General features: G+C 50.7%; 22 protein-coding genes. 6 read left to right on the top strand and 16 right to left on the bottom strand.

Going from position 1 to position 23,324, the window contains the following annotated elements; translation table 11 throughout:
• The first annotated feature begins 53 nt into the window (after positions 1-53).
• Both JW499_RS17090 and JW499_RS17085 read left to right on the top strand, forming a co-directional pair.
• Positions 54-518, top strand: a complete 465-nt coding sequence (locus JW499_RS17090) for a CYTH domain-containing protein (protein ID WP_205211722.1) — start codon at positions 54-56, stop codon at positions 516-518.
• A 4-nt stretch (positions 519-522) separates the two neighbouring features.
• Positions 523-1,506, top strand: a complete 984-nt coding sequence (locus JW499_RS17085; RefSeq protein WP_205211721.1) for a serine/threonine protein kinase — start codon at positions 523-525, stop codon at positions 1,504-1,506.
• 194 nt (positions 1,507-1,700) lie between these two features.
• Here JW499_RS17085 and JW499_RS17080 read toward each other — a convergent pair whose 3' ends face one another.
• Entirely contained in the window at positions 1,701-2,255 is a 555-nt protein-coding gene (locus JW499_RS17080; RefSeq protein WP_332874438.1) for a DUF1285 domain-containing protein, read from the bottom strand.
• Positions 2,256-2,459: 204 nt separating this feature from the next.
• On the opposite strand from JW499_RS17080, the gene JW499_RS17075 reads away from it, so the two are divergent.
• The gene (locus JW499_RS17075) at positions 2,460-3,416 is read left to right on the top strand and encodes a methylenetetrahydrofolate reductase (RefSeq protein ID WP_205211720.1); all 957 of its coding nucleotides are present in this window, start codon (positions 2,460-2,462) and stop codon (positions 3,414-3,416) included.
• A 51-nt stretch (positions 3,417-3,467) separates the two neighbouring features.
• On the opposite strand, the gene JW499_RS17070 is transcribed toward JW499_RS17075, so the two are convergent.
• From JW499_RS17070 to JW499_RS17055, 4 genes are all read right to left on the bottom strand, one after another.
• Positions 3,468-4,220 (bottom strand): retropepsin-like aspartic protease, encoded by a 753-nt coding sequence (locus JW499_RS17070; RefSeq protein ID WP_205211719.1) that lies wholly within the window; start codon positions 4,218-4,220, stop codon positions 3,468-3,470.
• A gap of 172 nt (positions 4,221-4,392) precedes the next feature.
• Complete coding sequence (locus tag JW499_RS17065; protein WP_205211746.1) at positions 4,393-4,758, bottom strand: translation initiation factor Sui1; 366 nt, start codon at positions 4,756-4,758, stop codon at positions 4,393-4,395.
• A gap of 36 nt (positions 4,759-4,794) precedes the next feature.
• Entirely contained in the window at positions 4,795-6,114 is a 1,320-nt protein-coding gene (locus tag JW499_RS17060) for a deoxyguanosinetriphosphate triphosphohydrolase (RefSeq protein ID WP_205211718.1), read from the bottom strand.
• An 86-nt stretch (positions 6,115-6,200) separates the two neighbouring features.
• Positions 6,201-6,398, bottom strand: coding sequence for a hypothetical protein (locus JW499_RS17055; RefSeq protein WP_205211717.1), 198 nt, complete (start codon positions 6,396-6,398; stop codon positions 6,201-6,203).
• A gap of 302 nt (positions 6,399-6,700) precedes the next feature.
• On the opposite strand from JW499_RS17055, the gene JW499_RS17050 reads away from it, so the two are divergent.
• The 3 genes from JW499_RS17050 to JW499_RS17040 all read left to right on the top strand — a co-directional run bounded on the left by JW499_RS17050 (position 6,701) and on the right by JW499_RS17040 (position 8,333).
• Entirely contained in the window at positions 6,701-7,177 is a 477-nt protein-coding gene (locus tag JW499_RS17050) for a hypothetical protein (RefSeq protein ID WP_205211716.1), read from the top strand.
• Complete coding sequence (locus JW499_RS17045) at positions 7,177-7,779, top strand: SCO family protein (RefSeq protein WP_205211715.1); 603 nt, start codon at positions 7,177-7,179, stop codon at positions 7,777-7,779. The genes JW499_RS17050 and JW499_RS17045 overlap by 1 nt, the downstream gene beginning before the upstream one ends.
• 83 nt (positions 7,780-7,862) lie before the next feature.
• A complete protein-coding gene (locus JW499_RS17040) occupies positions 7,863-8,333 on the top strand; it encodes a copper chaperone PCu(A)C (protein ID WP_205211714.1) in 471 nt (156 codons plus the stop codon).
• Between the two features lie 54 nt (positions 8,334-8,387).
• On the opposite strand, the gene JW499_RS17035 is transcribed toward JW499_RS17040, so the two are convergent.
• The 11 genes from JW499_RS17035 to JW499_RS16985 all read right to left on the bottom strand — a co-directional run.
• Positions 8,388-8,924 carry an elongation factor P hydroxylase gene (locus tag JW499_RS17035; RefSeq protein WP_205211713.1) on the bottom strand — a complete coding sequence of 179 codons (537 nt, stop codon included), beginning with the start codon at positions 8,922-8,924 and terminating at the stop codon, positions 8,388-8,390.
• A 13-nt stretch (positions 8,925-8,937) separates the two neighbouring features.
• Positions 8,938-9,612 carry a hypothetical protein gene (locus JW499_RS17030; protein WP_205211712.1) on the bottom strand — a complete coding sequence of 225 codons (675 nt, stop codon included), beginning with the start codon at positions 9,610-9,612 and terminating at the stop codon, positions 8,938-8,940.
• Between the two features lie 192 nt (positions 9,613-9,804).
• The gene (soxZ, locus tag JW499_RS17025; protein ID WP_232846483.1) at positions 9,805-10,122 is read right to left on the bottom strand and encodes a thiosulfate oxidation carrier complex protein SoxZ; all 318 of its coding nucleotides are present in this window, start codon (positions 10,120-10,122) and stop codon (positions 9,805-9,807) included.
• A gap of 33 nt (positions 10,123-10,155) precedes the next feature.
• Complete coding sequence (gene soxY, locus JW499_RS17020; protein ID WP_205211711.1) at positions 10,156-10,608, bottom strand: thiosulfate oxidation carrier protein SoxY; 453 nt, start codon at positions 10,606-10,608, stop codon at positions 10,156-10,158.
• Between the two features lie 170 nt (positions 10,609-10,778).
• Positions 10,779-11,558: an enoyl-CoA hydratase gene (locus tag JW499_RS17015; RefSeq protein ID WP_205211710.1), complete on the bottom strand. Its 780-nt coding sequence runs from the start codon at positions 11,556-11,558 to the stop codon at positions 10,779-10,781.
• Between the two features lie 112 nt (positions 11,559-11,670).
• Entirely contained in the window at positions 11,671-12,123 is a 453-nt protein-coding gene (locus tag JW499_RS17010) for a YaiI/YqxD family protein (protein ID WP_205211709.1), read from the bottom strand.
• 18 nt (positions 12,124-12,141) lie between these two features.
• Positions 12,142-13,026: a tRNA 2-thiocytidine(32) synthetase TtcA gene (gene ttcA, locus JW499_RS17005; protein WP_205211708.1), complete on the bottom strand. Its 885-nt coding sequence runs from the start codon at positions 13,024-13,026 to the stop codon at positions 12,142-12,144.
• A 118-nt stretch (positions 13,027-13,144) separates the two neighbouring features.
• Entirely contained in the window at positions 13,145-14,497 is a 1,353-nt protein-coding gene (locus JW499_RS17000) for a TolC family outer membrane protein (RefSeq protein ID WP_205211707.1), read from the bottom strand.
• Between the two features lie 35 nt (positions 14,498-14,532).
• Positions 14,533-16,014 (bottom strand): HlyD family type I secretion periplasmic adaptor subunit, encoded by a 1,482-nt coding sequence (locus tag JW499_RS16995; protein ID WP_205211706.1) that lies wholly within the window; start codon positions 16,012-16,014, stop codon positions 14,533-14,535.
• Positions 16,014-18,194 (bottom strand): type I secretion system permease/ATPase, encoded by a 2,181-nt coding sequence (locus JW499_RS16990; protein WP_205211705.1) that lies wholly within the window; start codon positions 18,192-18,194, stop codon positions 16,014-16,016. The genes JW499_RS16995 and JW499_RS16990 overlap by 1 nt, the downstream gene beginning before the upstream one ends.
• A 133-nt stretch (positions 18,195-18,327) precedes the next feature.
• A partial coding sequence (locus tag JW499_RS16985; RefSeq protein WP_332874437.1) for a beta strand repeat-containing protein occupies positions 18,328-23,324 on the bottom strand: 4,997 nt, incomplete at its 5' end.

Below are 23,324 nucleotides of genomic sequence, written 5' to 3'. Positions count from 1 at the left end.
ATACGTTATAATTCAAAGGCACTGTAAGGTGCCTTTTTTATTAAGGAAAAGATATGGCACAGGAAATTGAACGCAAGTTTCTCGTGAATATGGATAAAGTTGACCTGCCAGAACAGGGCCTGACCATCTGTCAGGGCTATATCCAGACCACCGATAAAACCACCGTACGTATCCGCATCATGGGTGATAAAGCGTTTCTCACCCTCAAGGGAGAAACCAAAGGGATCTCCCGCAGTGAGTTTGAATATGAGGTTCCGGTCACCGATGCCCGGCAGATGCTGGATGAGCTATGTAAAGGCCCGGTAGTGGATAAGACCCGCTATCTCATCAGCCACAAAAACCACCTCTGGGAGCTGGATATCTTTGCCGGGGACAATGAGGGGCTGATCGTCGCAGAGGTCGAGCTGGACAGTGAAGATGAACAACCTGAACTGCCCGACTGGGTGACCGAAGAGGTCACTGGCGATAGACGCTACTACAACTCTAACCTGCTCACCCACCCTTTCAAAAACTGGTAGACCGATGACCTCACTGCACCCGTTTGAACACCTCACACCCAGCTTTATTCAGGACGCCATTGAAAGCCTGGGATATCTCTGTGATGGGCGGGTGTTCGGTCTTAACAGCTACGAAAATCGTGTCTATCAGGTCGGCATAGATGAAAGCGAGCCTATGATCGCCAAGTTTTATCGTCCGAACCGCTGGAGCAGAGAGCAGATTCTGGAGGAACACCAGTTCTGCTTTGAACTGATCGCACAGGAGCTGCCGGTGGTTGCCCCCCTGATTCGCGAAGGTGAAAGTTTGTTTACCTATGGCGACTTTATGTTTGCCCTGTTTCCCCGCAAGGGCGGTCACGCGCCCGAACTGGACAACATGGATAACCTGTTTACGCTGGGGCGGATGCTCGGCCGGATCCACACCATCGGTGCCAGCCAGCCTTTCATCCATCGCCCAGAGATTGATATCGCCAGTTACGGCCATGAAAGCGTACAACTGATCAGCGAGCAGTTCATCCCGGCGGAACTGAAGACCTCCTACGACACCCTGACAACGGACCTCCTCAGGCTGATGGAGGAAAACTGGCAGATCTGTGAACCAATCAACCGGATACGGGTGCATGGCGACTGCCATATCGGCAATATGCTCTGGCGGGATGACGCTCCCCATTTTGTTGATTTTGATGATGCCCGCATGGCACCAGCGATTCAGGATATCTGGATGCTACTGTCAGGCGAACGGGAGAGTCAGCAAGCACAGCTATTGGAAATCATTGAGGGATACAGCGAATTTTGTGATTTCAACCCCGCCCAGTTAAGACTCACCGAAACCCTGCGCACCCTGCGGATCATGAACTACGCCGCCTGGATCGCCCGCCGCTGGGAAGACCCCGCTTTCCCCCATAACTTCCCCTGGTTCAACAGCGTACGCTATTGGAGCGAACATATCCTGGAACTCAGAGAGCAACTGTTCGCCCTGCAGGAAGCGCCGCTGCAGCTGTATAATTAGCAAGCGTTGATCGTTGTTCAGGATGGACTGAAGACTGCCCCGATATATCAATTTTTACTGTGGGAGCGGCTTCCAGCCGCGAATGAAAATAGTCATATCATGCTCGCGGCTGGAAGCCGCTCCAACAGATATTAAGCAGGCTTTGCCGAGCAATGAGCCAGTCACATCCTTTGCAACGTTCTACATCTAGCCAACTAACCGATTTTGAACCACTGCCCACAGCTCTCTACCCCAAACACCCCATCCCGCTCTTCGGCCAGATCCACCAATTGATAGAAGACATTGCGGTTTAACCGGCCTTCCATGCCATAACGCACCATCAGGTAGGGAGAGGGTTCATCCGTGTCCGGATCGATCTCTACCCGTAACGGGTGCTCTGCGGAAGCGATAACAACATCATCGGTGGATGAGGTAAACACCAGTTCCTGCCCTGACTCCCCCTCACGAACCTCCAGCGCGGTAAAAAAGAAAGGCACATCCTCAACCTGGATGCCGACCTTCTCAACCGGAGTCACCAGAAAATAGCGCTCTCCTTCACGCCACAGGATAGAAGAAAATAACTTCACCATGGCGGCCCTTTTGATCTCACCACCTTCATGTATCCAACGACCATCACGGGTGATCTGCATATCCAGATCACCACTGAACTCCGGAGTCCAGAGGTGTACCGGAGGCAAAGAACGGGGTTCTCGATGGTCTGTATCCAGTTGCTGTTGTATCGATTTTAAATCCGCTTTTTTCTCACTCACACTGCCCCCTTAACGCTTGGTCTTACTGATATCTATAGTGTATTTCAAGCGACATTAAATCGGCTCATATTAACTGCAAAAAATTTCACCTTATAACTTAAACACATGAAAGGCATTCATTGTTAGAATAGTTCGTACTTAAAGAGAAGTACTGGCAGCCAGAACACTGTCGCGCCACCGAGAACACACATTACGGGACCCCAGATGAGCCACTCACGACTGAAACAGAAATTCGCCGACCCAACACGCGGCGTCTATTTTATTGGCACCACCCCGCCGAAATCTTCTGTTTCGATGGAGCAGCTATCTGAGATCGGTAATAAACTGCTGGAACGTCTGCAGCAGATCGACTATGACGGTGTCATCGTCTATGACATTCAGGACGAAAGCAGCCGGATCGACAAGCCCCGTCCATTCCCGTTTATGAACACCCATGATCCCCGGGATTACTCAACCATATTGAGGGAGAAATCAGGCCGTCCGGTGATCACCTATAAAAGCGTCTCTCAGCACAACAAAGATGACTTTAATGAGTGGCTCGACAAGGCCTGGTGCCCCCATGGCGTACGGGACATCGTTCTGGTCGGCAGTCCCTCCGCTGATGGCGATATCAAGCTCACTCTGCCACAAGCCTACACGGCATTGAAGGAACACAGCCTTGATTTCAATCTGGGTGGGGTGACGATCGCTGAGCGTCATGCCAGCAAAGGCAATGAGCACCTGCGACTGCTGGAAAAAAGTGCACAGGGGTGCGAGTTTTTTGTTTCTCAGGCGGTTTACAACCCGCAGGCCACTATCGATCTGCTAAGCTCCTATGCCCGGGAGTGCAAAGAACGGGGTGTCGCACCGAAACGGATTATCCTCACCTTTACGCCTTGCGGCAGTGCAAAGACACTTGAATTTATGGAGTGGCTGGGTATCTCAGTGCCACAGGCGACCCGTCACCGGATTCTTGATGCCCATAACCCACTGGCTGAATCGATCCGCATCTGCCGCAACAACCTGGATCAGATCCTGGAAGCCTGCGGTAACCTGGGTATCCCTCTGGGTCTGAATATTGAAAGCCTGACCAACCGCAAAGAGGAGATCGATGCCGCGATCCGGCTTTATAAACTGCTCAAAGCCACGCTCGATCTGAAGCTGGCAGAACTGGAACTATAATAGAGCCAATGACTCTGGCAAAAAGCCCGCGATGAATGCGGGCTTTTTTGATTATTCCTTATCGGCTGCAACAGCATCTTCGAGCTCTGCCTGAGGATGCTTCAATGCTTCAAGTGCTGCACTCATCTCTTTATACTTACCAGGTGCCCAGACAATTTTCCGCTGAGCGAAATCGATGTTGTAGCCGCCTCCGCCGAGAATGTCCATACCGAGAAGCCCGTCAAATGGTTGCGGACCACTGGTTTCAATCACTGCTGTGGATTTGTTTTCAATGCGGTAGGGCCCCAGTTCGATCCGGTCGAACACCACCCGTTCGGTTTTGATCAGTCCGCCTCCGGCAACCTGCGCATAACTGGAATCACGACTGGTAGTATTCAGTGAGCTGACACCGTCGCGGTGAAGCACAGTCATACTGGCACCCGTATCCAGCAGCAGATTGAGGCTGGCTTTTCGGCCTCGCCAGACAACATTGACCGGCACCAGCACCTGATTGCCCATAATTCTGACTGGTGTTGTCATGTTCGCCAGCGTTCTTTCCAGCTCACGTATCTGCTGCTTCCTGCGATACTCCTCACTAATCTGTTGACGACTTTGCTCACTGGCCAGTTGTTCTTCAACGGTCATCCGTACCGTCTCAACCTGCTGGCTCTGGTGCCGGAACTGGGGGGGAATTTTATGGGGACTATCGACGTAAACTTTGCGCCCACTGGCATCGATGTAATGCAGAATCTCTGCTGATGCGAATGGAGACAGCGCAGCTGCCGCCCACAGAAGAATAGATAAAAACCTGATTGATCGGTACATAACGTTCGCTCCCTGTTTTTGCTTCACCGGCGTCCTACCGACGTGAGAAAGTTAGTTCCAGAACTGATAAACGCCATTTAACAGGAAAACCGCAACAATCGCCAGAAACAGCAGCATAAAACGGATCATGAGGCAGTATTTGCAAACCTTTTTACGCTTCGGTAACGCCATATCAGCCTCCCGCCAGCTTTACGGTAAAGCCCTGTTGCTCCAGCAGCTGTTTGAGTTTTTCCCGATGATCACCCTGTATCTCGATAATCCCATCTTTCAGCGAACCACCCGTGCCACACTGCTGTTTGAGCTTTTTAGCCAGATCTTTCAACGCTTTCTCCGCCAGAGGTACGCCGCTGATGGTGGTAACCCCTTTGCCTTTTCTGCCTGCGGTTTCGCGACGAATCCGAACAACGCCATCCAGACTGGAAAGTCGTTCCTGGTCTGCCAACTGATCACACACACAGTGATCAACAGATTCTTTACACGCAGGGCACAGCGCCCCTTTTTCAGTAGAAAATACCAGATTACTTAGCTGATCACGCATCGACACAACGAGACACCCTATGGTTACAGTTTGCAGTTAATTGACTGACATACCGCCTATCTGACGGGACAGATAGGCGGCGTAATTGTCTGTCATTCCTCCGATAAAATCGAGTACCCGCATATAGGATTGATACAACGGCCATTGCGGATCGGGGCTGTGTATCCCCATCAGGCTAATGATTTTCTGACTACGATAACTCAGTTGGTCACTGCTCTGTGTATGCTGCTCGTAGGCCGCTGCACAGAATGAATCCAGCAGGCCTCCCAAGGTACTGTAGGCTCCCACCTCCAGTTCTGCTTTACGGTTGTCCGGAAATACCCTCTCACGGGCCAGCTTTTTGGCTTTTTCCAGTCCTTCCCGCACACCGGCATCGCCATCGGCGAGCAGCTCTCCGCGGTATTCACCCGTCATAATCAGCGGCAGGTTCGCCATAAATGCCGCGACGGTCGATTCAACCATGTTTTCCATCGCCATACCGCGCAGTGCGGATATTTTCCGTCGGGCTGACGCCTGAGTAAAAAAGATCTCGTCTTCGTAGTTAAGGTCACCGCAGATCTGCAACATGATCGGTTTAATATCATCAAAACCGAGAATGTTCAGCTCTATCGCATCCTCCAGATCCAGAATCGCATAACAGATATCATCGGCGGCTTCGACGAGGTAAGTCAGCGGGTGGCGACACCAGTAGTCGTCCCCCAGCTTAACCAACCCCAGTTCCCGCCCCAGTGCGTTGAGAATCTCCCGCTCGGTGCCAAAACTGCTGAATTTGCCTTTTTTACCTGCCCGTTCCACTGTCCAGGGATATTTCAGCAGCGTCCCCAGTGTCGGGTAGGTCAGCCTCAGTCCCCCATCGAACAGATTATTTTCAATCCGGGTCACCACTCTGAACCCCTGAGCATTGCCTTCAAAAGTCTGCAGATCCAGTAGTTCCGCCGCGGATAGCTCTTCAAGATAGTGTCTGGGGGCTTTGTGTTTAAACCAGTCCCGGATAGCATACTCTCCGGCATGCCCAAAGGGAGGGTTACCAATATCATGGGCCAGACAGGCTGATTGCACGATAGTGCCGAGATCGTGGGGACTGATCCATGGGGGTAACTGATCCTGCAACAACTCCCCCACCCGAATCCCCAGACTGCGTCCCAGGCTCCCCACTTCGATACTGTGGGTCAGGCGGGTATGGATATGATCATTCAGCGATAGCGGGTGTACCTGGGTTTTGCGGCCCAGTCGCCGAAAGGCACTGGAGAAAATTATCCGGTCATGGTCTTTATGAAAATGACTTCGCCCAACCTCTTCGGGCGTCAGGTTCTCATGACCATAGCGTTTCGTTGTCAGAAGTTTGTCCCACTCCATTATTACGATCCATCAGATTCTGTTTGCTCCAGTGTGCGGTATCAGACCAGGCAAATCAATCGCTACTGATAACGGCAGAGAGAAGATCAGCACTGCTTACTTTCCGGTTCATCAGGCACAACCAGAGAAATATCATGCCTGGTGAAGATGAAACAGCTGTCACAGTGACGGCACTGGTAGATCTCGGCTATCGGTTTCTTTAACAGAGACTTCAGACCCGGATGCGGTTCAGTGTCAAACTTCGATTCGATCAGAAACTGGCAATCCCGACAGTGTGGTTGCATATATCCCCCCCAGAGCTATAGCAGACAACCATCAGTATAGATCTATTGCCGATTATAACATCAAACATTCATACCAAAACCAGACAACAACCGTACTAATAATCTAGGATTTCTCTTAAATATCAATACTATGACATAAATATACCGTTTAGATTTTAAACAAATATAGTTATAACCTCTTATTCTGTTTTACAGGTCGCGACCAGGAAACGTTTCACTAATCCATTGATAATGCGACAATTTGCCACATTCAGATCTTCATCAGGATCGGTGACAATTCATTGCAGAGGAAACATCCACAGATGGCCCAGCCTGTAGCCAAAAATAGTAAACCACAATACCTGTATCTGGCCTTGTTGGGGGGATTCATTCTGGCAATATGGCTGGGCTCAACACTGTTCGGTCTGCCCTCTGTGCAAGCACCTGGGATAGCCAGCGATTGTGATCTGAACCAGCAGAGCTGCACGGTCGATATGGGCGAAGTCAGCCTGACTGTGGATATTCAACCCCGGCCTGTTCGCTCGATGACACCGCTGAACTACCGGGTCAGCATCGACGGAACCAGCGCCAGCAAAGTGATCATCAATCTGCAGGGCAGTGAAATGTATATGGGCATCAATCAGACTCAACTAACCCCTGTTGAAAGCAGCCCCGGGAATTTCAGTGGTCAGGGTGAATTAGCCGTCTGCACCACTGGCGAGATGTTATGGCGACTGACTGTCTCGGCAGAAACCGCTGCCGGACCGATCAATACATGGTTTGAATTCAGAGCAAAATAATGGCAAGCAATCTGACAACACTACGCAACCTGTTACTTCTGACGCTGGCCCTGCTTGCAGGCATCGTCACCGCTTATATGCTGTCGCCGCAAAGCGGTTCTCCGGGTCAGCCGATGTTGAAAACTCTGGGCGGGGATTTCACCCTGCAAGGGGTCGATGGCAACGTTTCCCTGCACGATTTTAAAGGTAAAGTGGTCCTCATCTATATCGGTTATACCCATTGCCCGGATGTTTGCCCAACCTCTCTGGCGGTGATATCACAGGCGATGAAAAACCTGGATACCGATCAGCGGGATCAGGTTCAACCCATCTTTATCAGTGTGGATCCTGATCGCGACACCCCCGAAAAACTGGCTGAATACAGCGCGTTCTTCTACCCCTCTATTATTGGCGTTACCGGCAGTCGGGAAAAAATTGATCAGGTGGTTTCCCAGTATGGTGCATTTTACCGCATCGTCGATATGAAGGATTCAGCGATGGGCTATGCCGTTGATCACTCCTCGCGGATCTACCTGATCAATAAGCAGGGTGAACTGAGCAGCACTGTGGCCCACGGTACACCACCTGAAAAACTGATGACTGAGATAAAAACACTGCTTTAACAACCAACAAAGCACTCAGGCTTTGAACACAGGATGTTATCAGCAATTCCCCTATCACTAGAACTGTTATGGATAAAAACGCTATGAAAAAGCTTATTACGCTGGTTGCCGCGCTGACACTTTCAGCTTCCGCTTTTGCCGAGGTCAAGGTTGACCACCCCTATGCCCGTGCTGTGCCACCGGGGCAACCTAACAGTGCCGCTTTTATGACGCTGACGAACAACAGCGATACAGAGGTCTCTCTGGTTTCGGCGTCCTCCTCAGTTGCCAAAGTTGCCGAGTTGCATACCCACACTCAGGAGAACGGGGTGATGAAAATGCGCAGGATTCCTGAGATAACCCTGCAGGCCAATGAGCAGGTAGAACTCAAACCCGGAGGCCTTCATGTTATGTTGATAGGCCTGAAGCAGAACCTGGCTAAAGATCAGACCATTGACCTGACACTGAATTTCAGCGATGGCAGCTCAGAGAAGCTGGATATTAAGGTGATGGATGTCATGTCTGGTATGGGTAATATGCAGATGCATAACGGGATGAAAAAACAAACACCCTGAAACTGAAACCTGATATCTGAAAGAAGAAAACCGGCATCATCCGCCGGTTTTTTTTTATTTTCCATCCAGTGAAAACTGATCGGCGCTGAGCGGTGCCGTACCATAATAGTGTTGCAACGCCTTGATCAGAGTGGCTGGACGCTCTGGAATACCATCAACAAGGTAGCGCTTCACCTGCGACAGCACAGCATTCTTGAACTGCTCACTGGCACCGATATCGCTGCCTAGATTATCGGCACTAAAATGAAACTTATGGCCTGCAGCCTGCGACAGCAGCCACTCCAGCGCCTGCGGTATGACCTCAACCTTCTCAAACTCGGCCTGCTCTTCAGCGGTTCGGCCATCAGGCTTATACCAGTAACCAAAATCGACCAGTTGACGGCGCTGCTCGCCGGCAACACACCAGTGGCTGATCTCATGCAGCGCACTGGCAAAGAAGCCGTGGGCAAAAATCACCCGGTGTTTGGGATGTCGGGCATCGGCTGGCAGATAGATCGGTTCGTCCTCTCCTTTGACCAGCTCAGTATTCAATGTTTCGCTGAACAGTCCGTTAAAAAGACCGATCAGGCTTTCAGGGGTCGGTTGTGTCATTTTGTCGCTAATCTTACTGCTGATATTTAACCCAGGTTTGCTGATTCAGCCACCAACTATCGCCACTGTTATGGTCAATACGGGCGGCAACATATCCTTTGACATCGTTGTTAGCCGGTAACAACTGTATATCGTAGGAAGAGATTGATGGCGTCTGCTCCTCTTCAAGAGGCTGCCAGCTATTAGCGGCAGAGATCCAGCTCTCGCCCGAAAAGCGATTGTAACGAATCATCACCCACTGCCCTTTCGCGGTATAGCAACTGGCCAGTTTAAATGGATCGCCACCGCCCAGCTCCGGCGCAATCTGCTGTAACTCAGTTAACTGCTGATCCAGCCGTTGCATCATTTCCGGCAAGCCAGGATCTGGCTGTGCTGCCTGAGGTTTTACAACAGCCGAACGTTTAACCTCCTGCGCCAGCACCTGAAACTGGGTCAGTAACAACTGCACACGCTCAGCAACAGAGCTGTTCTGTACTTTGAGTTCGAGAAACTGCTCCTGCAACAGCGTGATACGTCCATTCAACTGATCGAACTGTGCAGACTGATCCAGGGTGTCCGGTGGAGAGCCCGCCTGCTGCTCAGCCGAAGGCGACTCAGCAGATGAACTAGCATCCGGCTGGACATTCGCGGCATTACAGCCAGCCAGTGTGGATATGCTCAGAAGGGCCAATAAAGCGACTCGGTTCACAAACTTCTCCTTCTCATTTGTGCGCTCATTCTAGCGGATGGACAGGCTGAGTAGAACCGCTTTTCCCCTGACATGGAAAGATTCGCTGACGGAGGATAAAACAAATCAACCGTACTGCGCAGAGCTGGCTATGCAGGCCACATAATCTCAGGTAATTAGAAGTTAAGTAAAATATACAAGAGCATTGCTAAGCTAGTCGATTGCAGCCGTCTGACTACCGGACTTCCCGGTGTTCTCGACCCAGTTAATCGTTAGCGCTTCTCCCTTAACCCCACCGGAAAAGCTAAAAGCCAGAAAAGGATTTTCAGCGATGGCGGTACTGAGATTTGCAGCAAAAACGGGTTTCCCTTCATGCATCACTTTAATCTCGCGCAAAAACTTAGCCGCAATCGACTTGCCGGTCTTTTTATCGGTGCGCTGTCCATCCTCCATACTATGGCGAACCTTCAGCTTGACCTGAGTGATACCGTTCTGCACATGGGCGTTAACGTTAATCATATCAGCCATCATTACTCCCCCTGTCTGACCTTAGCTCCCGCGTCGTCAACCTTCACACCCTCCGTTGGTCACTTTCGTTTCCTGCGAGGCGCTCATTAGCTGGCCACCCGCTTTAACTACCGCCGTAATACTGGATGACTCACGCATCCGGATGCGGGTCGACACCGACGGCTCGGTGCCATTCGGGATAATAAACTGTGCCACCAATGGGTGGAGGTTGGCTTCAACAAACAGGCTGATGGACTCAACATTGTCCAGAGACGTTTTGACTGTCACCGGCACCATCGCCCCATCGGCTGCGATGGCCGGCGCTTTCACAATAACCTGATCACTGACAACAGGCACGCCACCCAGCAACAGTTTCACGGCAAATACCTGGCTTTGTGCAGCAAAAGCACTCTTATTCCACGCCATTGCCAAACGCGGCATCAGTGCCCCAACACCCACCAAAGCCCCACCATTGATGATCGCCTTTACAATGGCACGCCGATTCAACATTGTTTCAGCCCTCTATACTTCGCTACTCTTGCCTATCCTGCCCTGACTTTGGGCAAGATAACACGCCTCCACGGGTTTCTCATTAATATGAGACAATATAAATCTATTGAACACAGGCGCCTGACCTCTTCTGACAACCTCAACAGAAAACAGTAACAGGTGGCCCCTGCTCAGCGATGTTGCCACTGTGGTTTTCGCTTATGAATGAAGGCATCAATCCCCTCAGCAGCATCGTGGGTAAGCATATTTTCCGTCATCACCCGACTGCATTCGATGTAAGCCTGCTCCAGAGGCTTATCTATCTGACGGGCATAGGCCAGCTTACCGATAGAGATCGCCTTACGTGAGCTGGCAGCTATTTTAGTGGCCACCTCCCCGGCTTTTTGTCCCACAGATGATTCAGGAACGACCCAGTTCAGCAGGCCTATTTCAGCCGCTTTTTCGGCACTGATCATATCACCCAGCAGCAACATCTCCATCGCATGCTTCTTACTCACGGCACGACTCAGAGCCACCATCGGCGTCGAACAAAACAGACCGATATTAACCCCGGGCGTTGCAAAACGTGCGGTTTCACTGGCCACCGCCAGGTCACAACTGGCGACCAGTTGACAACCCGCCGCCGTCGCGACACCGTGAACCTGTGCAATCACCGGAACCGGAAGATTGACGATTCGCTGCATCAGCGTTGAGCAGGTTTCAAAGGTGCACTGATAATAGCTTTCCTCTCCCTCTCCCAACATCTGCTTCAAATCATGGCCGGAGCAGAATCCACGGCCACTGCCCCGCAAAATAACAACACGAACAGAGATATCTTCAGCGATCGCATCAAATGCGGCGATGAGGGCTTGCATCAACTCCATAGAGAGAGAGTTGTATGCATCAGGGCGGTTTAGTGTCAGTGTGCAGATACCATCAGCATCCTCACGGATCAATAGGGTGTCACTCATAGCGGCCTCAGTTATTGTTTTATGTTAGAACAAACGCTAAAGCAAAACCGGCAAAAAATAAAGGATATCCCCTATTGTTAGACTAAAAGCGAAGTAGGCAGGCTTGCAGGGCTTACTGACGCAACTGTTTAGCCAGAAACCGGTCCAGTTGATTGGCAAACAGCTGACGATCCTGCTGGTTTAGTTTGGCGGGACCTCCGGTGTCAATGCCAGAACTGCGAAGCTGATCCATAAAGTCACGCATATTCAGTCGCTGGCGAATATTTTCAGGGGTATAGAACTCTCCCCGGGGATTCAGTGCATGTGCCCCCTTTTCCAGCACCTCGGAAGCCAGCGGAATATCGGCCGTAATCACCAGATCTCCCGCATTGCACTTCTGCACAATATAGTTATCCGCGACATCAAACCCGGCAGGCACCTGCACCGCACTGATAAAAACAGACGGGGGCGTTGATAAAAACTGATTAGCAACCAGAACCGTTTTAATACCCAAACGGTGTGCCGCGCGAAACAGAATCTCCTTCACCACATTAGGACAGGCATCCGCATCAACCCAGATATTCATAGACGGGTCCGGGTGTGGTCAGAGTGAGAGAATGTCGATCATCTCCGCCATCTCTTTCGCCGGAGCGCTAAAGCCCTTGTCAGGGTCACTGATACCATGCGCAAAGCCGCGTTGCAGCCCCTTAAAATCAAACAGCTCAGTATCGACAAGGTGGGAGGGAACCACATGTCTCAATGAGCGGAACATGGTTTCAATACGTCCCGGATGATGTTTATCCCAGTCCTGCAACATCTCTTTAACTACCTGACGCTGCAGGCCATCCTGCGAGCCGCACAGATTACAGGGGATAATGGGGAATCCACGCATCCCGGCATAAGCCGCGATATCTTTCTCACGGGCATAGGCCAGCGGACGGATCACCATATTCTTGCCATCATCGCTCACCAGCTTCGGTGGCATCGATTTCAGCTTGCCCCCATAGAACATGTTGAGAAAGAAGGTTTCCAGAATGTCATCACGGTGATGGCCCAGGGCGATCTTGTTGGCCCCGATCTGTTCGGCAAAGCCATACAGCGTGCCGCGACGCAGACGGGAACATAATGCACAGGTGGTTTTACCCTCTGGCACCAGCTCTTTAACAACCGAATATGTATCTCTTTCGACAATATGAAACGGCACACCTATCTGAGTCAGATACTCAGGCAGCACGTGTTCGGGAAAGCCTGGCTGCTTCTGATCCAGGTTAACGGCAACAAGGTCAAAACGGATCGGGGCACTCTTCTGAAGATTCATCAGAATATCCAGCATGGCAAAAGAGTCTTTACCACCGGACAGACACACCATCACCTTATCGCCATCTTCGATCATATTAAAATCTTCGATTGCGCGGCCAGTTTCCCGACGCAGGCGTTTTTGCAGTTTGTTCAGCCGGGTTTTCTGTTGTTTTGCCAGTTCTTCGCTCATATACACTTTCTGGAAGCAGTTTAAAAAGGCGGCGATTATAGCGGATAACAACAAAATAATCAGCCTGCAAATCCGCTGCGTTCAAAACTGATCGCAGCGGACAAACAGACGGATTAGCTTAGTCACGCAGAGCGGAGATCTCTGCCTGATCTTCGCTGGTCAGGATTGACTCACGATCAAGATTCAGAACAGTCAACAACTCACCCATTGCATTCAGAACCCTGAACTGAGTCATGATACGATCTTTATCAGCTTTGAGAAGCTCTTTACGCGCTTCAAACAGTTCATTCTCTGCATCCAGCAGGTCAACCAGAGTGCGGCGCCCCAGCTTAAATTGCTGCTTGTATGCATCCAGCGTTTTCTCAGCTTCAATCACATGCGCTTCCAGGAACTCCATCTGACGTTCCAGCAACTGGTAGGCGTTCCAGGACAGGCTCATACCTTCAGCTACTTCCCGCTGTGCCCGGTCACGAATTGCACTGGCTTCCATCAACTGGTAGTACGCTTCTTTCTGACGGTAGCTGTCTGCATTACCGTTAAACAGGTTGTAACGCATCCGGATCATCGCTGTCAGATCATTATTATATCCAGCGGCTCCATCAAGATTATTATTCCAGGTGCCTCCCAGTTCCAGCCGAACATCCGGATGAAAATCTGAATCCCGGGTCTTCAACTGAGCAACCGCGGCATCCACATCAAATTGTGCAGACAACAGTGTCGGATGTACTTTACCGGCTCTTTCAAGCGCCTGCTCATAGGAGACCGGCATATACTGATCAACCGCTGCGGGTTTCACCAGCCCGATCGCTTCCTGTCCGACAACCTTGTAGTAGCGGGCTTTCGCATCAAGAACATTATTATCGGTCGCCAGGTAGTTAGAGTGCGCCCTGCTCAACCGACCCTTAACCTGCGACAGATCGGAAGCTGATCCAAGCCCGTGTTCTGAACGCTTACGAATACCATCAAGAATCTCTATATGGGATTCCAGGTTGGCCGCCGCCAGAACAGACGCTTCCTCAGCATTAATCACTGTCATGTAAGCGTCAGCTACTTCCAGCGTGGTATTCTCTGCCACACTCCACAGCTGATACCGCTGAGCTTCAGCCTCTGCGGTTGTCCGGTCATTATCATTTTTAGTCCGCAGACCATCGTACAACAACTGACTCATGGTCAATGACGCTTCGCCACGCTCCAGATCGACATAATCGGAGCTACCGGTTGCTGCACGGGTAGATGGACTATTGGTCCACTCTCCACCCCAGCCCAGCGCGGCATCGACTTTCGGTTTGTAGCCCGCTCTGGACACACCGATCTGCTCGATACGACTCAGATACTGACTTTTCACAATTGCGACGTCAGGTGAATTACCAATCGCAAATGATGTCGCTTCCACCAGAGTCTGCGATGAGACTGTGCCTGACCACGCGAGTAACGTCAGCGCACACACGCCAACCCTGTTTATCTTACCCATAGAACCGTTCCCCCCGGATAAAGTCCATCTTAACGTTATCGTTCTCGTAAAGCTTGTTGCTGCGCCTTGAAAATAGGCTTCAGCAAATAATCAAGTACACTCTTCTTACCCGTCATAATGTCGACAGTCGCCATCATGCCAGGAATAATTGGCAGGGAGTTGCCTCCTCGCCCAAGGTCTGTATTTTCAGTGCGTACCCTGATGAGGTAATAAAGGTTCCCCTTTTCATCTTCAATGGTATCTGCACTGATATGTTCCAGCGTACCTTTTAAACCACCATAGATTGAAAAATCATACGCTGTCAGCCGCACCACCGCACTCAGCCCAGGTCGCAGAAATGCTATATCCTTGGGCGAGATCTTTGCTTCGATCAGCAGATGATCTTCTGTCGGTACGATCTCAATCAGATCCATACCCGGTTGAATAACACCACCGATGGTATTCACTGAAATGGTTTTAATTGTGCCGTGCACTGGTGACACAACTGTTGTCCGGTCTACCCGGTCACGTAAACTCACCTGTGCTTCCGTTTTCTGATTCAGCTGAGCCAGGTTTTCATTCAGTTTCTGCTGGCTCTCACTGCGTGCATTTAACGCGATTTCACGACGTTTCGCAACCGATTCCTGAATACTTAGCTGCACTTTAGGCAATAGCAGCTTGGCCCCTTCAAGTTCCTGTTTGTAGCTATTCAGATCTCTTTCAAGCTTGATCAGTTCAATCTCAGGAACGACCCCCTGTTCCGCCAGCGGTCGTGTCATTTTCAGTTCACGCAGACTCAGTCGGTAGGAGCGGTCCAGGTGACTGATTTTAGACTCCAGCTCCTTCGCTTCCTGATCACCCTGCTGAATCTGCCGGCCAATAATCTCCAGTTGGTTAGTCAGATTACGCAGATACTCCTCCAGTTGAGACTGCTCCCGCTCTAACAGATCGGGATGGCGTTTCTGCCAGTCTTCATCCACTGAGATAGGCTTAGGCACAATCTTAACCTGCCCCTGCCAGTCACTGTTGACGGCCTCATCGCTGATCTGAATACTGGCAAGTTCTGCCCGGTGACGAGCTATCGATATTTCCAGATAGGCCTGCTCCTGAGCCTGCCCCCTGAAGTCCGATAAAAACCGCGTTTCATCCACACGCAGCAGAGGTTGGCCCGCTTCGACCTTATCCCCCTCTTTGACATACAGCTCTTTAAGAATCCCACCTTCGAGATACTGCACAACCTGAATCTGTTGTGAAGGGATCACACTCCCCTGTCCCCGGGTGATCTCATCCAGCTGCGCAAAATAGGCCCAGACGATGGCGACAATCACAAAACACACAACCCCCCAGAGGAGCACGCGTGAACTTCTCGGCGTATCCAGCAATACACTGGCCGCCGCATTATCAATAAAATCATGTAGTTCATCTGCAACCACGGTTTTGTCGCGCCGGGCTTCAGTCTTTGCGCTCAGTGCAGTATTTTCTTTCGAAGAGTTGTCTTCAGCAGAAACCGGCACCTGATCTGTGTGCATATCACCCATCAGGCCTGAGCCTCCCTTTTGGCTTTCTGTTGATTGACGCCTTCGCGTAACCAGTTAACGACTTCAGCCTTAGGACCATCTGCAACAAGACGCCCATTCTCCAGAACAATGATCCGGTCAACCACATCTAAGAGACTCGATTTATGGGTACTCAGAATAACGGTTTTGCTCTGATCGAGTAACTTAAGTTGATTCATCAGCCTCACTTCAGACTTTCTATCTAACTGACTGGTAGGTTCGTCCAACAGCAGTATGGGCGGGTCCATCACAATCGCCCGGGCTGCAGCAACAGACTGACGCTGCCCTCCCGATAGCTGTCTGCCACCCTCGCCCACCTGTCGCTCCAGCCCATCGGGATCATGGTTGGTAAATTCGGTTACTCCCCCCCACTCGGCGGCACGCAGCAGATTTTCGTCGCTGGTAAAGGGCGCTCCCATAACAATATTGTCACGGATACTGCCAAAGAAAAGGTGGCTTTCCTGAGTAATACTACCGATATTACGACGCAGATCTGCCGGGTGTAGCTGTGCGATATTGACACCATCGATCCGTACATCACCCGATGTTGGCTGGTACAATCCCAGTATCAGTTTTTCCAGCGAGCTTTTACCGGCACCAATTCCGCCAATCAGGGCAACCCGCTCCCCTGGACGGATAACAAAGCTAACCTCGTGCAGGGCGTAGCTTTGCTGTCCCGGATAGGCAAAGCAGACTTTATCAAACTCGATCTGCCCTTTCAGCTTAGGCCGACTGACATAACTTTTACCTTCTTCCTCTTCAACAGGCATATCCATTACATTATTAATCAGGCTCATTGATGCCTTAGCCTGATTATACCGGGTTGCCAGCAAAGAGAGTTGGGCCAGAGGCTGCACTGCACGTCCACTCAGCATCACCGAGGCAATAATCCCTCCCATACTCAACTCACCTGCAGCGACCAGATAGACACCCAGTACAACGATACCAACGGTCATCATCTGTTGCATAAAGCCGGAGAGTGTTGAAGCACCATTGGCCAGCTTACGGGTTTGGATATCATGCTGCCCCATCTTGCTGACAGCCTGTTCCCAGATCACCTGATACTGGCTCTGAGCACCATTAATTTTAACCGCCTCAATCCCCGTCAGTCCTTCAACCAGAGTGGCCTGTTTTTGCGAGGCAATCTTAGAAGTCAGCTCAATCTGTTTTGCCAGTGGCTTTTGAATATAGAGGCTATAACCTACCAGAACCACCATGACAAACAGTGGCACCAGGGCCAGCGGGCCACCCACTATCCATATCACCAACAAAAACAGCAGCGCAAAAGGCAGATCTATCAGCGCACCCAGTGTTGCAGAGGTAATAAATTCACGAATCGTTTCGAACGATTGCAGATTATTAGCGAAAGCCCCCACAGACAGAGGCCGGGCTTCCAGACGGATTCCCATCACTTTGGCAAATATTTTTGCTGATAATTGCAGATCAAGTTTTTTCCCCGCAACATCAATAAAATATGACCGCAGGTGTTTAAGAATCAGGTCAAAGACGAACACTAACCCAACACCGATCGCCAATACCCAGAGTGAATCGAATGCCAGATTGGGGACGATGCGATCATACACATTCATCACAAACAGCGGTGATGCCACAGCAAACAGGTTGATCAGCAAAGAGGCGAGCAGCACATCACGGTAAATCGGCAAAGCGCTGCGGAATGTACCCCAAAACCAGTGCCCTTCCCGGGTATTCAGAACATCGGGACTACGCTGATCAAACTGATACTTCTTGCGAATATAGAACAGGTGGCCTGAATAGATCTTCTCCAGCGCGTCGATGCCCAGTTCAACCTCACCATCACCACTCTCCGGCTGCAATATCCGGGCAGTACCCGCCTGATGATCGATAGACATCAAAACACAACAGCTATGATTCTTTAACAGCAGCACACAGGGCAGTAGCAACTCATGAATCTTTAGCAATCGCTGGTCAGCCAGTCGCGCAGATAAACCCGCACGCTCAGCTGCACGGGGAAACAGCTCCACTGTTAGACGGTTATTAACCAGAGGCAACCCGCTACTGAGAGAGTCTTCAGACGCAGGTGTGCCATAGTACTTACTCAAAAGCACCAGGGCATCCAGCAAAGGGTCAACAAATTGTTCCCGACTGCTGCCAAAAATCCAGTCTGATTGTGGTTGTGTCACTGTTATTTTTTGCCTCAATAAACAAATATTTAGCCGTAGCTATCTGTTTCAAACCCTGACATCAAACAGCTGTTCGATGCTATATGCTAAACAAAAAAACGGGCAGCTCCCTGGAGAGCCACCCGAGTCAGTTTCAGACAATCAGTTTAGACTGATCAATCAACTGATTCAGCAGGTCATTATTAGTTGCGCCCTGATCAATACTCAGATCGGTTTTGAGATCCTGGATGCTGACATTGTCCAGCACAATCTCCTGAACGACACTTCCTCCGGCGCTGTCCTTAACATTCAACACCGCCTGATTCGATGCGTTTTCAGTCAGACTCAGATAGGACTCAACAACCCCTCCCTGAGTTGCCAAACCAAGCGAATCCAACAGATCAGACAGATCCAGGGTGTCGTCTGCAACTGAAAAGTCGGTGATATGGTCTGTTGCAGGTGTACCTGCTATGCCCTCATCCCCACCATTCCAGTCAAAGAAGTCAGAACCACTTCCTCCCATCAGAAGATCATCGCCGGCACCACCCACCAGGATATCGTTGCCAATACCGCCGATCAGCGTATCGTCGCCATCAAGACCGATCAGTGCATCGTTACCATCAAGGCCATCGATAGTATCAGCTGCTGCAGATCCGACCAGACGATCATCTCCGCTACTGGCTGGGGACAAGCCGTCATTGGTCCCGTCACCGTCGCTGTCTGGTGTCAGATAGTCCGGTGTACCATTCGTTGCAACCGGAGTCTGACCTGCCGGCTCGTAGGCATCATCAAGCCCATCATGATCGGCATCAATTCCGGATGAGGTGATATAACCGGCATTCGTCTGTGCTTCGATATTATCAGCAATACCATCGTTATCACTGTCGATATCCAGGCTATTGATAATACCGTCACCATCGGCATCAGCGATGGTGGTTGTAACAGTAGTCACGCCAGAAAGTGTGAAATAGTAATCTACCCCAACAAATCCGCCGAAACTGTCACTTCCAGACCCAGTCTGGCCTGTGACAACAATCGATGGGACACCACCCACATCCACTACCGTTGCAGTAATACTGACATTCTGGAGAATCGGATGATAGGCATTATCCTGGAAACCAGTTGTCAGATTGCCTGTATTGGTAACGCCATTATCAAAGGATAAATTAAACCACTCATTGGTGTTGTTCAAATCCCCCTTAGCAAAAATATTACTGATGGTAACAGTATCGCCCACAGCTACGCCGTAAGCAGACATATCGATAGTCTGGGAGCCGGTTCCACCGTTTGCAGCAATATTAGCTGCAGGCGTTTCCAGACTGAAAGGAGTGGTCGTGGTTACAGTTGTTCCATTCGCATCTTCGACTGTATCCAGAATACCATCGTTATCATCGTCCACATCAATGCTATTGATAATGCCGTCACCATCTGTATCAATACCGCGGGATACATTCAGAGTAACAGTACCGGATGTAGTATCTCCATCGTTATCGGTTGAGGTAAAGGTGAAAACCTCCTGAACCTGGGTATCCATCACCAGATCCGCATCAGCAACATACTGATACTGCCCGGTGACAAAGTTCAGCGTCAGAGTCGCCCCCCCCGCTGTATCGATGGTAATCTCGTTCCCCGCAACACTGCTGCCGGAACTGAGATCGATCTGTCCAGTCCCGCCATTGGCAGCCGGATCATAAGTATAGGTAATACCATCCATCTCTATCTCAAGGAAGGCACCATCGTCAGCGCCAAAGCCATTATTTTCCAGAGAACCGAATATGCCGCCAATCACAGGTGGCTGAATAGTCGAGAGCAGCTCATTGGACAGCTGGCTGGAATCGGTAACAATGACTCCGTCCTTATCTGTTGAAGCAGCCCCATCGTATGCCAGCGGATCCAGTAGCGCCTGGTCGGCTGCCGTCAGTCCTGATCCAAATCCTACAGCATAGGAATCGATCGCATTGGAGGTCAGGAAGTTTTGCCATTGAGTGATTTCAGCACCGGTGATACCCGTAGTGTTTTCAGTCCCTCCTGCTGTTGTAGGCTTGCCATCAGAGAGGAAGTAGGAAACATTAGCGACTGAATAACCATCGCTGGCAACCAGTTTACCATCGGCAGCAAAGGCCGTTTGAGCGGTAGCCACGGCAACGTCGTAATCGGTGCCACCATTCGGCTCCAATACCGGATCACGGGAGCCGCTGGTACCATCGCCTATCAGCGCTTTTGCTTCATCAACTGTCAGCCATACTGACTGATAGGTTGAGTCTGCCCCAGAATCGAACGTCACCAGTTGAATCTTCACATCACCCATGGCGTCATAGGTATTAATCACCTCAAGAATCGAGGTGAGCAACAACTCCATCCGTTCAACCGTTGTAATGGTATTGCTGCCGGTTGCAGCATCCCACGCCATACTGCCGGAGGTGTCGATGACAAACATCAGGTTGGTGTTCTGTGGATCAATTACCAGGCTTTGATAGATATCGCCACTGACCGGCTGATCATCCTCAATGGTAATATTGATAGTGCCATTATCACTCACTGTTCCATCAGACACCTGGAAGCCCAGATCGAAGCTAAGACGGTTTTCACCCTGGCCCGGAGCATGGTCAACCGGCCCCAGAAGTGTGACAGCATAAGTTCCATCATCAGCGATACTGATCCTGATAACGTCGCTTCCGCCCGCACTACCGGTCAGCGTATGGCCATCACTGCTCAGAGCAAATGCGACCTGCTCTCCACCGGAAGAGAGCGGAGTACCATCAGAGGTAGTAACCGTTGTAATGCTGTTCAGTGAAGCGGTCAGGATATCACCGGTATCAATATCTGTTGCAGTATATGTCCCGGTAAACTCAGCAGCATTGGTAGTATCGCCCGGTACAGGCTGATTATCCACAACGCCCGCTGGCAAGCCCTCTTCAGATACCACGGCCGATTGAACAGAACTAATCTGAGGAGCATTGTTCAGCGCAATAACCGTAATATCAAGATTGGCTACCTGAGTTGCAGTGTCAACAACTGCACCGGAAGCGATCTCCTGTGAAGTCGCCGTAACCACGATATTATCGACCCGTGTTTGCCCCTCTGGCAGGTCAACATTCGCAGTATAACTGAGGTTATCCAGATTCCAGCTGGTTACATCAATCTCAGTATTACCTGCAGTTGCAGTAAAGCTGTTTGTGCCATCGGTCAGTACAGAACCTTCAGGAATAGCTGAGATAACGATACTGCTAAGTACTTCAGAACCATCGGTATCAACCAGAGCAGCATTAATAGCTGACAGCTTGATCGGTGAACCCTCATAGCCTTTATTGAGTTCTACCGGATAATAACCACCGTCACTGCCGGATGTCAGAATCAGATCCGAGTGCTGCCCCTGAGCAGCATCTACCGCATCAATACCGGTGTACATATTAACCGCAGCAGTATCGAATGGCTGACTGGCGCCGCCATTCACACTGACGTTAACCGACAGGTCACCTGCGCCAATATGGTTGTAGATATACATCTCGAAGGTGTAGTAGCCGGTTGATGCTGCGGTGAAGTCGCCATATGTGGATACAGTACCGGATCCCACCGCTGCAGTACCTACAGTTGACGTATCGTAGTCTCCATAGGCATCTCCGGTGGTATCAATCAATGTAGTACCACCAAGCTCTATGCGGAAAGCGTCATCAGAATAACCATTGAATGACAGGGTTGTACCCGCTTCAAGATAAATAACACCTGTAGTAACTTCAAGATTATCAACAGGGATATTATCCACACCATTACCGCCAGCGCGATAGGGCTGCGTTTCGACAGTCGTTGTGCCGCCTGTCAGACCATCAGCAATCGCTTCAATCGTATTACTATCGATTGTGGCCGGGCTAATTCCCACATTGGTATAAACCGTTTTAATTAAGCCTTCAGAAGCTGGAACGGTAATCAGATCAACAAGATCAACACCACCACTTGACTGTACACCATCCACTGTCAGTGTCGGAGCATCCGCTACCGGCGTAACATCAATGGTGAGTGTTGCAGGAGAGGTACTCCAGTTAACACCGTCGGATACACCGAAAGTAAAGCTGTCATAATCATTTAACTGATCACCTTCACCCGCAGCGTTATAGCTGTCATAACCGGAATCATTAAGGGCTGGTTCAAAGGTCAGCAAACCGATCTCGGTATTGCTTATCTCATTGCTACCGCCATTAAAGCTGGTCAGATTCGCAGCAGTAATCTCGACGCCATTGAAGAATAGCGTTCCATCAGTCGGCAGTGACTCAATCCGCACAGCCTGTAAACTGTTACCGGCATCTGCATCACTGAAACCGAAGTCTGCAGCACTAAACGTCAGTGTTGTATCTTCCAGAGTCGAAGCACTGCTGTTAACAGCATCAGGTATATGGTCATCATCAGTGATAGTACCTGTACCGGTTGCATTGCTGTTTGTAGTGGTACCGCCGGTAACCGTGGCTGTCAGATCGAAACTTTCAGGGCCTTCAACCAGAGCATCCTGCACGGTAGCAGAACGAACCTGAAGAGTTGTGTCGCCAGGCGCAAAGCTGAGATCACCCGTAACAGGCTCCCATAGGCTTGACCCCGTATTGAAGTATTCAAGAGCCGGACTGTAATCGGTGGTATCCGTCGCACTGCCAGTATCAACAGTCGCAACACTGAAACTGATTGGCTCAATACTAGGATTACTCAGACTGATAGTGAACTCCATCTGCCCGCCTTCACCCACACTCGGGCTGCTAACAGACAGAGTCGGAACGTCATTATCAGGTGTTCCAGGACCGCTTGGGTCGAACGGACCCGGGCCGGTGCCGTCATCCAGGATGGTACCGGTGGCGGTGCCATCGGCAATGGTGCTGCCCGCGGAGTTGTTGCTCAGGGTCGCGGTGAAGGTCTCGCCGCCTTCATAGATACCGTCCTGCGTAGTCTGCACGGTGAAGGTCTGGCTGGTGACACCCGGCGCAAAGGTCAGGGTGCCGCTGTTGCCAGTAAAGTCATTGGCTTCGGCGGTATCACCGGCCCCGATGCTGGTGGCAAAGTCGATGGTCTGGGCATCCGCCGCATCCCCGCTCCGGGTCACGGTGAAGGTCATCAGGCCACCCTCACTGACGCTCATGTCGCCAATGCTGAAGCTGGTGGTGTCGTTATCCG

Source organism: Amphritea pacifica, from assembly GCF_016924145.1.
In the GTDB taxonomy this organism is placed as follows: Bacteria; Pseudomonadota; Gammaproteobacteria; order Pseudomonadales; family Balneatricaceae; genus Amphritea; species Amphritea pacifica.
The sequence above is the reverse complement of the archived record's forward strand: the minus strand, read 5'-3'. Positions and strand labels throughout refer to the sequence as shown.